Origin of the sequence: Bifidobacterium magnum, assembly GCF_000741255.1 — a bacterium.
Classification (GTDB): Bacteria; Actinomycetota; Actinomycetes; order Actinomycetales; family Bifidobacteriaceae; genus Bifidobacterium; species Bifidobacterium magnum.
In genome coordinates this window covers 1-14,694 of the sequence record NZ_JGZB01000008.1, presented here as the reverse complement: position 1 = coordinate 14,694, position 14,694 = coordinate 1, and the positions used below count along the sequence as shown (strand labels likewise).

General features: G+C 47.9%; 8 protein-coding genes, 2 tRNA genes and 1 rRNA gene. 8 read left to right on the top strand and 3 right to left on the bottom strand.

Translation table 11 applies throughout. The annotated features are described in order from the left end of the window. Positions 1–351 precede the first annotated feature (351 nt). The 8 genes from BMAGN_RS08565 to BMAGN_RS08335 all read left to right on the top strand — a co-directional run bounded on the left by BMAGN_RS08565 (position 352) and on the right by BMAGN_RS08335 (position 11,642). Complete coding sequence (locus BMAGN_RS08565; RefSeq protein ID WP_238548775.1) at positions 352–1,653, top strand: CHAP domain-containing protein; 1,302 nt, start codon at positions 352–354, stop codon at positions 1,651–1,653. Positions 1,654–1,849: 196 nt separating this feature from the next. Next, positions 1,850–3,772 carry a nitrilase-related carbon-nitrogen hydrolase gene (locus BMAGN_RS06520; RefSeq protein ID WP_022860405.1) on the top strand — a complete coding sequence of 641 codons (1,923 nt, stop codon included), beginning with the start codon at positions 1,850–1,852 and terminating at the stop codon, positions 3,770–3,772. Positions 3,773–4,539: 767 nt separating this feature from the next. Next, a tRNA-Val gene (locus tag BMAGN_RS06515) sits at positions 4,540–4,611 on the top strand. Positions 4,612–4,650: 39 nt separating this feature from the next. Continuing rightward, positions 4,651–4,723 (top strand) — tRNA-Val (locus BMAGN_RS06510). A 549-nt stretch (positions 4,724–5,272) separates the two neighbouring features. Beyond that, the gene (locus BMAGN_RS06505) at positions 5,273–8,332 is read left to right on the top strand and encodes a DEAD/DEAH box helicase family protein (RefSeq protein WP_026502152.1); all 3,060 of its coding nucleotides are present in this window, start codon (positions 5,273–5,275) and stop codon (positions 8,330–8,332) included. Positions 8,333–8,348: 16 nt separating this feature from the next. Then, positions 8,349–10,010, top strand: a complete 1,662-nt coding sequence (locus tag BMAGN_RS06500) for an HsdM family class I SAM-dependent methyltransferase (RefSeq protein ID WP_022860408.1) — start codon at positions 8,349–8,351, stop codon at positions 10,008–10,010. A 175-nt stretch (positions 10,011–10,185) separates the two neighbouring features. Beyond that, positions 10,186–11,196, top strand: coding sequence for a restriction endonuclease subunit S (locus BMAGN_RS06495; protein WP_152593302.1), 1,011 nt, complete (start codon positions 10,186–10,188; stop codon positions 11,194–11,196). Between the two features lie 2 nt (positions 11,197–11,198). Continuing rightward, positions 11,199–11,642, top strand: a complete 444-nt coding sequence (locus BMAGN_RS08335) for a hypothetical protein (RefSeq protein ID WP_152593303.1) — start codon at positions 11,199–11,201, stop codon at positions 11,640–11,642. Between the two features lie 599 nt (positions 11,643–12,241). Here BMAGN_RS08335 and BMAGN_RS06490 read toward each other — a convergent pair. The 3 genes from BMAGN_RS06490 to rrf all read right to left on the bottom strand — a co-directional run bounded on the left by BMAGN_RS06490 (position 12,242) and on the right by rrf (position 14,666). Then, on the bottom strand, positions 12,242–13,120 hold the full coding sequence (locus BMAGN_RS06490; protein WP_051892942.1) for an ADP-ribosylglycohydrolase family protein: 879 nt from the start codon (positions 13,118–13,120) through the stop codon (positions 12,242–12,244). 75 nt (positions 13,121–13,195) lie between these two features. Next, positions 13,196–14,335 (bottom strand): NADH:flavin oxidoreductase/NADH oxidase, encoded by a 1,140-nt coding sequence (locus tag BMAGN_RS06485; RefSeq protein ID WP_022860413.1) that lies wholly within the window; start codon positions 14,333–14,335, stop codon positions 13,196–13,198. 214 nt (positions 14,336–14,549) lie between these two features. Next, positions 14,550–14,666 (bottom strand): 5S ribosomal RNA (rrf, locus tag BMAGN_RS06480). Positions 14,667–14,694: the final 28 nt, after the last annotated feature.

Here is a 14,694-nt window from a genome sequence, read left to right as displayed (position 1 = left end):
CGGCAGCGAAGAAAACAACTTACACCCCGAACGCCACGCAACGCAACCCGCCCCGAACAAACCCTTGCAAAACCAACACTCCACCGGCGTGTCGCACACAGCAAACCCGCACCAAAAACCCAGCAAACTTGGAGAAAAACGACCAGCTTCTGCATTTTGAGACACCAACCACGGCGTGTCGGTCTCAAAATGCAGAAGAAGTAGAGGAAGAAGAAGCCGAATCACCGTCCGAGTTTCACCTCATGACCCGAATTGTAAGGAAATGGAGCACATGTTGAGAAGCTCTTTCCCTCCCTAACCGCATGTGTTTGAATACTTAATATTAATAAGGGTATATGTAACAAGGAATTTGTGACTATAAAGGGGGTGATTGTGACGATGGTGCCACGTCATAAAAGCATGCAACGCAAGGAAACGAAATATGCTCCGGCATGGTCCGGCGCTTGCGCTGCGATACTGCTTACGGGTCTTATAGCTCCTACGGCATTTGCGGCGCCGTCCGAAGAATCGCGCACTACCGCGACCAAAGGGACCACCCATTCTCTCAGCCGTGCACAAGAACGAAGCACCGAGAAGTCTGTCACGATCACTCCGCAGGACTCGTCCATTATCGAGACGCAAAGCGAACTCATTATTGACAATGGGCGCCTGATACCGGACGCCCGATTGGTCGATCAATCGAACGATCAAACGGATTCGGCAACGACTGATCAAGAGAAGGACCAGGCCGCCGGTTCCACAGAAGATCAATCCAAAGATCAGGAAAAGGACGAGCTGAGGGATCAAGAGAACGATCAATCGAAGGATGAGTCGAAAGAGGAACCGCAGGACGAATCCAAGAACGCCGCGGACGATCCGGAAGAGATAGACGACCGTACGCAACTGTTGCTGGAAGATGACCAGACGCTTGCGACGGAAACCGCGCATGATGAGAACTGGGATCTGGGATCGTCCAATGCCATCGATGTTGACGGGCTGACGGCGGAAATACCGCTTGAGGAACGCGAGGTCGCTCCCGAAGACGTCCCGCAAATCAAGCCCGCCGTACTCGACGACGCGCTTATTCAGAAAGTCCGCGAGCGCAAGCAGAAGGAAGCGGAAGAAGCCAAGCGGCAGTTGCAGGACGGTCTTTCGAATACGCAGGCGGACGGCCAATCGATGGATGCGGATACCGCGAACACTGGCACAGAAAGCTGGCAGGTTGCGGACGAGACGGCTGAATTTGTGAACGGCATTATGCGCTGGTCGCCGCAGGGCACTCCGGATATCGATTATTCGGTGGTTTCGAAGCCCACCAATACTGGCGATTCAGGCAACGCCTATCCGTACGGCCAGTGCACTTGGTGGGCGTATACGCGACGTCACCAATTGGGACTTCCTGTGGGATCGTATTTCGGCAATGGCGGCAGCTGGGCGAATTCAGCACGCGCACTGGGCTATTCGGTGAGCAATACGCCGACGGTCGGCGCGATCGTCGTATTCGCACCAGGACAGGCCGGCGCGAGCGCCGCATACGGCCATGTGGGTGTGGTCGAGTCGGTTAGCAAATCGGGCGTTGTCACGATTTCGGAGTCGAATGTGGCCGGAGTGGGCGTTATTACGCAACGCTCGTTCACGGCGCACCGGGCCGGACAGTTCCAGTACATCCACTAGTTCCAGCCCATCCACGGGATTTGACAGTTCCACTAAGCTCCGGCCCATCCGCCATGTTCCGGCATATGCGTTGATCTTCACGCATTGGCTCATGTATTCGCGCGCACCATTTCCTACCCCTTAAGCGCACTCCCCCATCTCGCCCACCTTGCACGGCTAGATTATGAATAACCATCTTGCACAAGGGGGAATTCAGATGATGAATGATGGATTTGTGCGCGTTGCCACGGCCTCACCGCTTACCACGGTGGCGGATCCGGATCATAATGCGGTGATGTGCGAAGAAGCGATTCGAAAAGCCGCGCAACAGGGCGCACATGTGGTGGCGTTGCCGGAAATGGTGCTGACGTCCTATATTGCCAACGATCTGCTGTACCACACGATCGTGCTGGAAGGCGCGGAGAACGCGCTCAAGACGCTCGTGCGCGATACGGCCGATCTCAATGTGCTGTTTTCCGTGGGATTGCCGCTTTGCATTAACGGCAAAACGTACAACACGTTGGCCATTTGCTATCGCGGACGCATTCTCGGCGTGGTTCCCAAGACGTTTATTCCTACGTATGGTGTGGATTTCGAGGGGCGCTGGTTCGAGCCGGGTCCCGCAGAAGTCTCGAATATTGTGGTGGCCGGACAGGAGAATGTTCCGTTCGGCAGCCACCAGATTTTCCGCAACAGCCTGATGCCGCAGATGTGCCTAGGATTCGAGATTTGTGAAGACATTTGGTCGCCGAAACCGCCGTCCATCGATTTGGCGTTGGCCGGCGCGACGATTCTTATCAACGGTTCCGCGTCGAACGCGTCGCTCGACAAGGACGTGTACCGTCGCGGTCTGATTTCCGGACAAAGCGCGCGTCTGCTGGCTTGCTACATGTATTGCAGTTCGGGAACGGGCGATTCTACGGGTGACGTCACGGTGGGCGGTCAGGAAATTATTGCGGAGAACGGTACGATTCTGGCGCAGGCCGAACCGTTCGGTTCCGGTTTTGCGATCGCCGATGTGAACGTGGACGGATTGTGGGATTCGCGCCGCGGCATGTCCTCGTTCCATGTAGCCGCCACCGCCCAAGATGCGGGATATGTGGAGACGCTGTTCAGTATGGAAATTTCCGAGGCGCCGCTGATCCGCCCCGTAAGCCGTACGCCGTTCATGCCGGCGAGCGCCGACGACCGTGAAGATTCGTGTGCTCTCGCGTTCAAGATGCAGGCGTACGGTCTGCTCGCCCGCATTAATCATCAGCATGCGCGCTCCCTGTATGTGGATGCGATGCATGGTTCCGTGCAGAACGCGATGTTGGCGATGCTTGTGGCGGCTCAGGCTGCGAAGTTGGCGGGTTCGCGGGGCTCCTCCCCTCTTGAGGTGCATGTGCTCGTGCGTTCGTCCGATGATGCGATCAAGGTAGACCATGAGATGGTGGTCCGGTTGGCGAAGTCGCTGGGTTGCGAGATCGACGAGTCCGCGGATTTGTCAAATCGTTCGGTTGCGAGCGCCAACGAGTCGTTGCGAGATGCTTATTCGTCCATTTATATTGATCCGTGCGATTTGACGGAACTTGCGCTGGGATTAGCGCAGCCGAACCATTGCGCGATGCCGCAGTACGCGGTCAACAGTCAGATGGTGCGTTCGCTGGTGCCTGCGATTCTCGAATATCTTGCGCGAGATGGCGAGGCTGACAAGAATGCTGGAGCTGCCGGGAATGCTGGAAGCACCGACGCGCCAGACGAGTTGACGATCCCGGCCGACGCGCAATCGGTGTTGCGCAGCATTCCCGTTCAACAGGATTCCGTAATGATTGCGGATAATGATAGTACCGATTTTGGTCCGGCGGAAGTTGTCGACTTCTTTATTGACGGACTGTTGCGCGCCCAGCAACGTCCGCGCAAACTGTTGCGTCTGGCCGTGCAAGCGTTCGCCGGAACGTATGACGAGCACGAATTGTTCGGCTGGATGAACGATTTCTATACGCGGTTCTTCGCCACGCAATTCATGCGCTACAGTCTGCCTGACGGTCCGCGCATCGGTTCGGCGGGACTCGATTTCCATGACGGATTCATGTACCCGAGCCACGCGCAGGCCACGCTGTGGCGCAAGGAGCTGGAAGAGATTCGAGAGGGGCTGTGAATTAGAGAGTGGAGTTCGTTTGCGCGGACTCCACTCTTCGACCAGTATGGCACCGTAGTTTAGAATCATCCCCACTCATGTGGGGAGCACGCGGCGAAGCCCGACACGTTTTTGCAAGATCCGGAATCATCCCCACTTATGTGGGGAGCACCGAACCACACCCTTCTTAGGTGTTCCATCATTGGGATCATCCCCACCTATGTGGGGAGCACAAACGGTCTGCAATGACCTTATAGAGAGCGGAAGGATCATCCCCACCTATGTGGGGAGCACACTTAGAAATCCCAATTATCCCAGCGTTTTATGTTCGCCGCTTCCCTATTTTAATTCACTTTCATTTGACGCATTCATTTTCTTTGTCGAATGAAAGTGACTATATTTTAGAAATAAATAGCTTCCCGTGGCGGAGTCTCATCAAAAAATTACAAATTCAACAAAGTCCCATGCTCAGTTTTCATATGTGCCCGAACAATAAAAAAGTGACGACCCGTGCGGGACGCCACTTACCCCTCTAGGGAGGGGAACACTACATTATGTAAATAAATAATGGATCATCCCAACGAGTATGACACTCTTAGTCACAATATGTCGGGATCATATTAATCGATCGTTTCCGATCAACAATGAAGATAGCGTAACACACATAAGAAAATTTACGAAGATAACGCAAAGTAAAAGTCTTACATAAAGAATTCCCATGTAATTATCATGCGACACGCCGAATATTTGCATAAATCAATATTTGCTATTAAGGTGACACACGCTTCGGGCGGTTGGCGCAGAGGTAGCGCACTTCCCTGACACGGAAGGGGTCACAAGTTCGAATCTTGTATCGCCCACGAAGCTAATCGGTAAGATTGGCTTAATAATTGCAGATTGGGTGATTGGCGCAGCGGCTAGCGCACTTCCTTCACACGGAAGGGGTCATAGGTTCGATTCCTATATCACCCACTTTAGGTCAGGCAGCTCATGATGGGCTGCTTTTTGTTTATCCTATTACCGATCTTTTAGCTCTCTAATAGATCATAGATCCCTTTGCATAATTCATATCAACGGACAGATTCGCTTCCCTATCAAAACTGATATAAGACCAGCTCAAGCGAATAAAAACATATCACCTACATTTCGAACACCCTTGTACCGATAATGTAAAAATTCTTTTGTGAAACGAGGAAATACCGTAGTATGGCTGCTACTCCCGTTCAGCGGGAGAGAAATCATTAAGGGGTTCGTAAGGTCTTCCAGAATTCCGCTCTCTATAAGGTCATTGCAGACCGTTTGAAGAAGGATAAGGAAGACTATGAAGAAGCATCGGCAGAGATTAAGAGCAAGGACAGAAACGGTTGGTCGCCTGACGCTAACGGAGTTATGCAGCCTAACAAGTCGACATACGATGACGCTACAAGTGGTGGCGTAGGCGGCGTAGACCGACAAATGGGTATGTAGGAATTTAGGTACGTGGGATAATAGAGAGAAACAGTCGTGTTGGGAAAACAATACATGCGTACATTTAATGAAGATACAAGAGTAAAAATTCCAGCAACCTTTCAGTTCTTGCGCCTTGGTTATGAGTATCAATCTCTTGATGACTCAGATATTGATTGCAATACAAAGATTTTCATCAATCGCTTCAAACCTGCGCTAGAGAAAATCAATGGGCGTAGTTTTGACATGCTCGAAATTACGGAAATCATTAGTGATATTCATGCGCTGATTCGCAATAACGATATGGGACGTGCTTTCTATAATCGTTTGACCGATAGTGCAGCAGAGGTAAAGCTGATTGATTTTGATGATATCTATGCAAATGATTTTGCAGTAGTGGACGAGCTTCCATATACGGTGGAGCGGGATACTGCTGAAGGTTCGTTTAGACCTGACATAAATATCCTTATCAATGGCATGCCACTTGGTTTTTTGGAAGTGAAGAAGCCTAATAATGATGGCGGTATCCAAGAAGAGTTCAAGCGAATGATTGACTCTCGTCTGCAAAATCCAGCTTATAGGAAGTTCTTTAATCTAATCCAGTTTGTTTCGTTCAGTAACAACATGGAGTATGAAGAAACAGATGATGCATCAGCTGAAATGATTAAGGCGGGGTCGTTCTACACCACGCCAAGTGGAAGCAGCACATCGTTTTCATTCTTCCGCGAAGATGACCCTGGATACATTGCAGACTATCCGTATAAGAATCTTGGTGAAGACCGTTGCCGTGAAATCATCAAAGACCTCGGATATGACCCGCGTGTTTTTGATACTGAAGAGTTTCAGACCGCAGATGATGTGATGACACCATGCAATAGGTTCGTTACATCTGTTTTCGATAAAGAGCGTTTCTTGTTCTTTATCAAGTACGGTCTGCTTTATGTGAACGGCAAAGTACCGCAAAAACATATCATGCGTTATCCTCAGTTTTTCGCTGTACGGCGCATTTTGAAGCGTCTGGAAGAAGGTGAAAAGCGCGGTATCATCTGGCACACGCAAGGTTCAGGAAAGACCGAGTTAGCTGCTTATGCGAACAAGGCAATTCGTGACTATTATGCGAAGCAAGATACAGTCACAAGGTTCTTCTTTGTTGTAGACCGTCTTGAATTGCTTCGTCAGGATATGGACGAGTTTTCTAATCGCTATTTCAATGCTGTGCAGTGCAATAGCAAGAAAGAATTCTCTGAAGAACTTGCTCGACCATTATCAAAATCTAAGGTTGAAGGTACTGACGGTGAGTTTGTAGTTGTAAACATTCAAAAGTTCGAGTCGGCGATGCCCAAGGCTCGAAATGAGTACAACACAAACGTCCAACGTGTGTTCTTCATTGATGAAGCTCACCGTAGCTATGCTTTAAACGGCGAGTATTTCAAGAACCTGATTTTGTGTGACCCAGATGCGGTGTTTATCGCTTTGACTGGCACGCCCCTACTTACGAAAAAGGAGCGAAGCAATCTCAAGTTCGGCGATTACATCCATAAGTACTTCTATGACAAAAGTATTGCCGATGGTTATACCCTTCGCATTAAGAAGGAAAAGATAGATACAGTTGTCCGTAAGGAAATCCACGAGAACATTCACTTTGAAGAAGACGAAGCTCCTGAGAAAAGTGATGTTTATGAGTCTGACCAGTTTGTGGCAGATATCGGACGTTACATTGAAAAGGATTTTAGAAACTTCAGAACAATCAATCATGACACCAGTATTGGCGGCATGATTGTCTGTCGTAGCAACCCGCAAGCACAACGAATGTATGAGTGGTTTAGGGATAACTCAGACCTTACTGCGGGTTTAGTTATGTCTAATGAGTCTGACCCAAAACAGGCTGAAGCAAACAAGAACAATCAAAAGAGCTTCAAGTATGACGGATGTCCTGACTTGCTGATTGTTCATTACATGCTGACCACGGGATATGACGTATCGCGTCTTAAGAAAATGTATCTTCTCCGTGGTCCTAAAGCACAGAATTTGCTTCAGACAATTTCGCGTGTTAATCGTCCTTACAAAGCACCTAATGGCAAGGTATACAAGTACGGGTATATTACCGACTTCGTAGATATCGAAGAAGAGTATGACCGCACTATCAATGATTACCTTGCTGAGCTTGAAAAGGATATCAATGATGTAGATGATGAAGGCGGTAGCCTTAATGGTCTAGTTGTAGATGTAGACACTATTTTGTCTAACTACAACAAAGCAAATGAGGAATTTACTGACATCATTGATGTTGATGATTTAGAAAAGTACAGCCGAAAGCTCACATATTTTAACAAGAGCGTTCTTCTTCAGATAAAGCATCTGCTCAACACTATGAAAGATTGTTATGTGGAGTTGTTGCTGTCTAATGCAATGAATGAAGCAGACAAAATTAATGTTGAGCTAATTAAGAAGAAGTTGAGGACAACACAAGAGCGCATCGACTTCATCAACCTATCCGAGTCACCTGTATCCATGATGGATGTCTTCTCGGATGAGGAAGTCATCGAGATTGTCTACGAGTTCTTACTTGCGAACGTTTCTATTATTGACTTGTTTAAGTTTGACCCATCAAACGCAAGTTATCAGAAATTCACTAAGACCCTGCGTGATGTTCAGGCAGAAATTAAAAAGAACAAGAACAAAGATGATATTCGTATCATCTATCTCAACGAAGCTCTGAAGAAGCTGTTTGCAAAACTTGATATCACTGATATTGAGGAGTTGGATGGTCTTGATGAGGAAATGAGAGCCATCCTCGAAGAAGCTATTGAAATCAACAAGGAGAACGAGCGCCTTGCCAAAATTTACGATGGCAACTTCGCTTTAGTTCGTACTTATCAAGACGCAATGGTAAAGCGTCCTGATTTGAGCAACAAGGAAATCGAAGCTGCTATCAAGATTATCTACAACGAAATTAAAGACATTATTGGACTTGAAACACTCGTAGTACAGGGACGCGAGGGTTTCATTGATGAGACGAAAAAGAAGGTTGTCAAACCGCTCTTGAAGTCAAAGCTTTACAAGCAACTTGGTCTTAAGAACTGGATTGATAGCTTGCTTTCTGAACTGTATACAAACCTTCAGAGTTATAGGTAATGAGAGGTATTTAGATATGACTGATTACTATGGACTTGAGACTAAAATTGAAGCAATGATTGACGAGCTGCAAGGTCTATGCAGCCAAAACGGTCTATCAAACTCCGCTAATGAGGAAGTAGTTGTAACAACCGTCTTTCTCTATAAGTTCCTGAATGACAAGTTCATGCACAACATCAAAGAGTTCGCTGATGAAATGGGCATGACGGTTGATGAAGTTCTCGCAAACGAGAACGATGAACTTGATGCGTTCTATGATGCGTATCCGCGTGATGTTGTGTTCCATATGGAAGACACTATCGAAGCGTTATCCAATCAAGTTACAAAGCCTGACTTCGCTGATTTGTTTGATGGTGCGTTGGAGCGTATTTCAAACTATGAGGAAAACGATAAGTTCAAGGTTGAGACTGCTGACGGTGAGAAGAAGCCGTTATTTGAAAGCATTACCGATAAGGTTGAGAAGTCAAAGCGTAAACCTTTTGCTGAGTCCATTTTTGGAATTATCACTACTGATAAGTTTGATTTCTCAGAAGCATATGAATCTAACTTCGATTTTTATAGCAGCATCTTTGAGCATCTAATCAAGAATTACAACGTAGCAAGCGGTAAGTATGCTGAGTACTTTACTCCGCAAGCCGTAAGTGAAATCATTGCAAAGATTTTGGTTCATATGTCTGACGTTGACCCTGATAAGCTTTATGAGGTTTATGATGCTGCGGCTGGGTCTGGAAGCCTTGTTCTTCACCTTGCTAATGAGCTTGGTGAGGGTAAGTTTGGCAACCGCGCAAGAGTTTATACCCAAGATATTTCGCAGAAGTCTTCTCGTTTCTTGCGTATCAACATGATGCTTAATGGACTTACTGAGTCATTGGATAACATCGTCGAAGGTGATACGCTTTTAACTCCTGCTCAATATAACGTGGCTCATGACCCATCTTCTGGTTATAAGAAGTTTGATTACATTACTATCAATCCACCGTTCAAGATGGACTTTTCGACTACTAGAGACAATATTGAAAGCAAGTGGGCTGATACCGATAGGTTCTTTGCAGGTTTACCGAATATTCCTGATAAAAAGAAAGACATCATGGCGATATATCTGTGCTTCATTCAGCATGTTCTCTGGTCTTTGAAAGATTCTGGTAAAGCTGCAATCGTATTGCCTACTGGCTTCTTGACCGCTAAAGCGGGAATTGAAATGGCAATTCGTCAGAAGCTTATTGACAGCAACTGGCTTCAGGGCGTTATCTCCATGCCCTCAAACATCTTTGCGAATACTGGCACTAACGTTTCGGTCATTTTTGTTGATAAGTCCAAGAGCGATAGTGAAGTAATTCTTATTGACGCTTCCAAGCTTGGTGAGAAGCGCAAAGAAGGCAAAAATCAAAGGACTGTTCTTCGTGATTACGAGGTTGAACAGATTGAAGACGTGTTTATCAATCGAGAGATTGTAGATGACTTCAGTGTTTTGGTAACCACTAAAGACATTCAAGACAAGAACTATTCGTTCAGCGCTGGTCAGTATTTTGAAGTCAAACTTGAGTATGTGGATATTACTCATGAGGAATTTGAATCAACTCTTCATCGGTTGATGGGTGAGCTGGATGCCTTGAATGAAGAAGGAAGTTCCTTAGACGCTGAGATTAAACAGCAGTTAGGAGGCTTGAATTATGCGTAAGGTATTACTAAGTGATGTTGCACATTTTGCAACTGAAAAAGCATCAAATGGACAAGTTAATAAAGGAAATTTTATAAGCACAGACAATATGCTCCCTAATCTTGGCGGAATTTAACAGGCAGAATATTTTGATGACAGCGCGCCTTCTATTAAATATGAAGTTAACGATATTTTGTTGTCAAACATTCGTCCTTATTTTAAGAAAGCATGGTTAGCTAATCGTCAAGGTGGCTGTTGTAATGATGTCCTTGTTGTTCGACCAGATGGCATAGATGCAAAATATTTGTTTGCCGCTTTATCCACTGATGCGTTTTTTGATTATGTGACAAAAGGCGCTAAAGGCACAAAGATGCCCAGAGGTGATAAAGACCATATTATGAGATACCCAATTTTGCGATTTGATAATGAGCAAAATATTGGCTCTTTAATATTTAATTTGAATCATCGAATATCCCTTTTACAAAAACAGGTAAAAAAATTGGAATCAATTGCCCAGCTTATTTACGACTATTGGTTTACTCAGTTTGATTTCCCTGATGAGAATGGAAAACCTTACCGTCAGTCTGGCGGGAAGATGGTTTATTCCAAAGAGCTGAAGCGAGAAATTCCTGATGGGTGGGGAGTAGAAACTCTTGGGGATGTTTGCAAGATAAAATTGGGAGGAACACCTGACACTAAGAATGACGCATATTGGGATGGTGATATACCTTGGCTCAGCTCGGCTGAGATTGCGTGTAACCCAGTATTATCGTCAGAAAAATACATAACAGAGGAAGGTCAGAAGCACTCTGCAACAGAATGGTCACCATCTGGGTCGGTCGCTTTATCAATCACTCGTTATTTGAGAGCGGCAATTCTTGGTGTTGATTCATGCTTCAATCAATCTGTAGTTACGCTTGAAGAGAACGATTTGCTTAAAAAGGAGTATTTATATCCGTTGGTGTTATCTCAGATTCCAAGATACCTGGTTTTAAGAACGGGCGCTCAGCAACCACATATCAATAAAGAAGTAGTCGCTGAGACAATATTCGTTTTACCACCGATGGATGTTTTAAATAATTATTACAAGATAGTGAAACCGTTGTACCAGAAGATAATCACCAGTGCTAAGAAAGCAAAGCTGCTTAATGAACTGCGTGACTGGCTTCTCCCGATGCTTGTGAACGGTCAAGTGAAGGTTTCATAAGTATGAAAACTATAGCTCTAAGATTTGCAGAGAACTTTGCTCCTGATTGCGGGACTATCAAGGCTCATCGAGAACTGATAGACCAGCTTGGTCATGTTTGGTATGGCAAGCTTGGTAACCCCGTATCAGAGAAGGTTGCAAAGGATATCCTCAAAGAGGATGACCCACAAATCCTATTGATACATAGTGGTGGTCAAGACCGTTGGTGGGCGTATGTATCGGAGATACAACGTGATATTCTACCATTGGAAGAGATACCTTCTTATTACCGAAACAAGGCAGATGATTTTGGATGCTGGTTCAAGGTGTCTAAGTTCGAAAAAGCTCCTAAAAATGTAATGTCGCATTGTTTTGTGACTTCATCGGGTAAGTCTTTAACTTCAGCATCAAGGCATAGCATGAGTTCGTATTTCATCATTGAATACAGACCAGAAAAGAATGGGTAAGTAAAGAGAAACCCCCTAGTAGGGGGCAAAGGGAAATCATGCCGGACCAAAATGGGATGAGGCCGACAGATCCAATGGGGGGCGCCCCATCTCGGGGCTGCGCCGCCAGATGGGCAATTGAACAACGCCCGGCCAGCTACAAATAATCACAATGCACAAAGACAATATGTGCCACCACAACCGCAGTCTCCACCACAAAATTGGAATCGCCCGGTAAATCCGCCGATAAGAAGAGCATCAGCCTAGCTCTTTCGGAGTATTCTGATATAGATTCAATTGAATGCTTGGCCGCTGAAACCGATATGTCTGATTTCATATTGGAGGATATCCTCTCTACATCTGGACTCGATGGCAAGAGGGAAGCTCAGTGGGATGATTACCACGCGATATGGTCATATAACGCTAACCGTGATTACGATCATATGCAGCTACAAATCGAAAAGGTCAAGTGATATTTGCCCGATTGATGGTGTTGCCGTATCCGAGAAGGTGCAGCAACACCATCAATCCTAGATTTTTCTTGGCCTTTCTAGCCAACAGTACTGTCCCAACAAATCATGAACGAATCCGATCTGTTGATGGCAGTTCATAAATTCCTCCTACAAATACCTCTCCACCTTCTCCCGGCTCACTCCCTCATATCCTGCGTACAGATCGTCCGCTATCTCAAGAATGAGATCCTTGCATTCGAGATGGTCTTTCCACTGTTGCGGAATGCGCTTGTATCCCCATATTGCGCCCAGAATATTGCCCGTGACGGCACCCGTGGAATCACTGTCCCCGTCATGGTTCACGGCCGCGCACAGTGCCTTGGAAAAATCATGCTCATATTTAATGGCGCAATACAACGCAATGACGAGCGTCTCTTCCGCAACCCACCCCTCGCCGAGCGTACGAATATTGTCAATATCGCGCTCGTTATTGGCGGCAAGTCGAACCGCACTATTTATCAATTCCTGAAGCTGACTCCAATATGCGCGGTCTCCATACATGCCCTGCACATAGTTCTGCGCTTCTCGCACACAATCGATCAACGGTGTTGAAGTGTACGTAAGCGCGTTAATAATATAGACGAGCACGACGGCCGGGAGCCTCCACTCCCCCATTTCAGGGACGTCCGCCAGCCAGGAGTACGCGTAGCCGTACTCGTCCCGAGCAGGCTCCCCCATCTGCATCTTGTACCAAGTCGTATACGAGGAACCGATATAGTTCCAATAGTCGGTTGCGATGCCGCGTTCTATAAGCCGTGTCTTGCCCCTAAGCAGTCCCGTGGCAGTGAATAGCGTCATCTGTGTATCGTCGGAAATCAGCGCGAGTCCATTCGGGGCTAGCTGGTAACGAGTAAGTCCGTCCGTTCCGAAATGCTGTTCTATCTGGTCGCGGTGCAGAAATTCGATTGGATACCCGAGCGCATCGCCGGCCGCGCCGCCAATCAGACAGCCGCGGAACGTGTCCGCATAGTTCGCATTGTTGTCCATAACGACCCCTTCATCTATCGGTAATCGTTATATGTACCATTCAGGAACGGACGGATCAATCGTTATCTTTATTTTTTAATAGATTCCGCGCTGGTACTGGACGGGAATCGGCAGCTCTTCCTTCGGCACTCCCAGCTTGGACAACGCGAGGATCGGCCAGGACGGCTCGGCCAACGCGCGTCGACCAATCTCGATCGTCGTCGCCTTGTTCTTCGCGAGAATCTTCTCGGCCTGCTTCGCCTTCGTGATCAGGCCGACCGCGGTCGTAGGAATATCGGCGTTCTTGTGTACCTCGGTCGAGAACGGCACCTGATATCCCGGGCCGACGGGCATGCTGTCGCTACTGACCGGCACCACGCCGCCCGTGGAAACGTCGATCATATCCACGCCGTGACGCTTGAGTTCACGCGAAAGCCGCACGGAATCGGTGATGTTCCATCCGTGCTTGGCCCAATCGGTTGCGGAGATGCGTACAAGCACGGGCATCGTTTCGGGAATCACGCCGCGTACCAGATCCACCGTTTCCATCAGCATGCGCGCGCGGTTCTCGAACGATCCGCCGTACTCGTCCGTACGATGGTTGATCAGCGGGTCGAGGAATTGGTTGAGCAAATATCCGTGCGCCGCGTGGATTTCAATGGCTTCAAATCCCGCAGTCGCCGTACGCCAGGCCGCGTCACGGAACTGCTGTTCAATCGCGTGGATTTCCTCCACCGTGAGCTCGCGTGGTACAGGAAGATCACCGTACGCGATCGGCGACGGTCCGACAATATCTTCCCAGCCGCCCAGTTCTTCGGGAACGTGCGCATGGTACGGTACGTTGAGCTCGGCGCAGCCCGTAGAAGCCTTGCGTCCCGCATGATTGAGCTGGATTGCGGGCACCGCTCCCGCCTTTTTCATATCCTCGACGATCCAGCGGTAGGAGTCGATCTGATCGTCGCTCCACAGTCCCAAATCGCATGGCGAAATACGACCGTTCGGCGCGACCGCCGTGGCTTCCAGAATAATCATGCCGAAACCGCCGTTGGCACGCGCCATATAGTGTTCATAGTGGAAATTGTTCGGCCGTCCGTCCTGCGCGGTCACCGAATACATGCACATAGGCGGCAAGATAGTGCGGTTACGAAGCGTTACGCCGCGCAACGTCAGCGGTTGGTTAAGCAATATTTCCGACTTCGATTGGGAGTCGTGCTGTTTTTTCGATTTCTTGGCCATGGTTCCTCCATTCGATCTACCTTGATCTATAGAGGATGGGGATAAAAAATTCCTTAATTATTGCATTCAGATGAAATACGCTTGTTCTTCTGCAAAATGAGACAGACACGCCGCGGTTCATGTCTCAAAATGCAGAAGAAGGTGCCAAGGTGAAAACAGTCCCGGATATGAGAAGAGCCCTTGTCCGTCAGGACAAGGGCTCTTTAACGTTTGAATGCGGCGGCGTGTTACTCTCCCACACCCTACCGGGTGCAGTACCATCACCGTGCCAGGCCTTAGCTACCGGGTTCGGAAAGGGACCGGGCGTCTCTCCTGGGCCATGGCCGCCGCAAAAACCAGTCGTTGGCGTGGCGGTCCGG

What these genes read in the sequence shown, in the direction of transcription:
- BMAGN_RS06490 (WP_051892942.1), bottom strand. Translation starts at nt 13,120, where the DNA reads ATGGACAACAATGCGAACTATGCGGACACGTTCCGCGGCTGTCTGATT.
- BMAGN_RS06485 (WP_022860413.1), bottom strand. Translation starts at nt 14,335, where the DNA reads ATGGCCAAGAAATCGAAAAAACAGCACGACTCCCAATCGAAGTCGGAA.
- BMAGN_RS08335 (WP_152593303.1), top strand. Translation starts at nt 11,199, where the DNA reads ATGAAAACTATAGCTCTAAGATTTGCAGAGAACTTTGCTCCTGATTGC.
- BMAGN_RS06520 (WP_022860405.1), top strand. Translation starts at nt 1,850, where the DNA reads ATGATGAATGATGGATTTGTGCGCGTTGCCACGGCCTCACCGCTTACC.
- BMAGN_RS06505 (WP_026502152.1), top strand. Translation starts at nt 5,273, where the DNA reads ATGCGTACATTTAATGAAGATACAAGAGTAAAAATTCCAGCAACCTTT.
- BMAGN_RS06500 (WP_022860408.1), top strand. Translation starts at nt 8,349, where the DNA reads ATGACTGATTACTATGGACTTGAGACTAAAATTGAAGCAATGATTGAC.